The organism is Streptomyces bohaiensis, from assembly GCF_012033785.1.
GTDB lineage: Bacteria > Actinomycetota > Actinomycetes > Streptomycetales > Streptomycetaceae > Streptomyces > Streptomyces bohaiensis.
Genome location: NZ_JAAVJC010000545.1, coordinates 1 through 1,030, shown reverse-complemented (window position 1 = coordinate 1,030; position 1,030 = coordinate 1). Strand labels below are relative to the sequence as shown.

General features: G+C 71.9%; 1 protein-coding gene. It reads left to right on the top strand.

The window, feature by feature from the left end; all coding sequences use genetic code 11:
* On the top strand, positions 1–1,030 hold a 1,030-nt coding region (locus HCN52_RS24600; RefSeq protein WP_209314961.1), incomplete at both ends, for a lantibiotic dehydratase.

Genomic DNA, 1,030 nt, shown 5'->3' with positions numbered 1-1,030 from the left:
GACATCACCCACACCGCATCCCAACGCAACAAAAGCACCCGCACCGCACCCAACCGCTCCCTCCTCTACACCGACACCCGCCGCTCCACCACCGCCACCATCGGCCACACCATCCTCGACGAACTGACGCCGCTGTCACTGTGCCTGACGGCGGTCGGCTGGCTCACCAGCCGCTACGCCGAGTCGATGCGGGCCCGTATCCGGCAGGCGTTCGACCGGGTGCGCGGGGAGTCCCCGACGACGGACCTCGCGTCGCTGTACTTCGCCTGCCTCCCCGCGCCGCACGCGGATTCGACGGCCGAGGCGGAGCGCGTCCAGGCGGAGCTGCGCGAGCGCTGGGCACGGATCATCGACGCACCCGAGGGGGTCCGGCGGGTGCAGCTGCGCTCGGAGGACATCGCGGAGCGGGTGGCGCAGGAGTTCGGCGGTCCGCGGGACGGTTGGTCGCTGTCCCGGTACGTCAGCCCGGACGTCCTGGTCGTCGCCGACAGCACCGACGCCGTGGCCCGCGGCGACTTCTCCCTCGTCCTCGGCGAGCTGCACATCGCGATGAACACCGTGGCCGCGTCGCTCTTCGTGCACCAGCACCCGGCGATCGAGGAGTTGGTCGCGGAGACCACCCGTGACTTCCCCGGCCCGCGGCTGACGCCGATGCTGCCCAAGGAGCTGCCGCTGAAGTGGTCGGCCCGCAGCAGGCCGGCGCTGGAACGGGACGAGGACTACGCGGTCGCGCTGGCCGACCACACCGGCGACCCCTACCGCGAGCGCTGCCTGCTCAGTGCGGACGTGACGGTCGCGGACCGGGACGGCCGGCTGACCGCGGTGCTGCCCGACGGGGCGGAGTTCGACGTCCTCGACGTCTTCGGCCACGCCCTCACCAACCGGGTGATGGACCGCTTCGCGCTGCGGCCCGACGCGGACCACGTGCCGCGGGTGACGATCGACCGGATGACCGTCCAGCGCGAGTCCTGGCGCTTCACCGGCGACGACCTCGACTTCGCCGACGAGAAGAACGAAGCCCGCCGCTGGA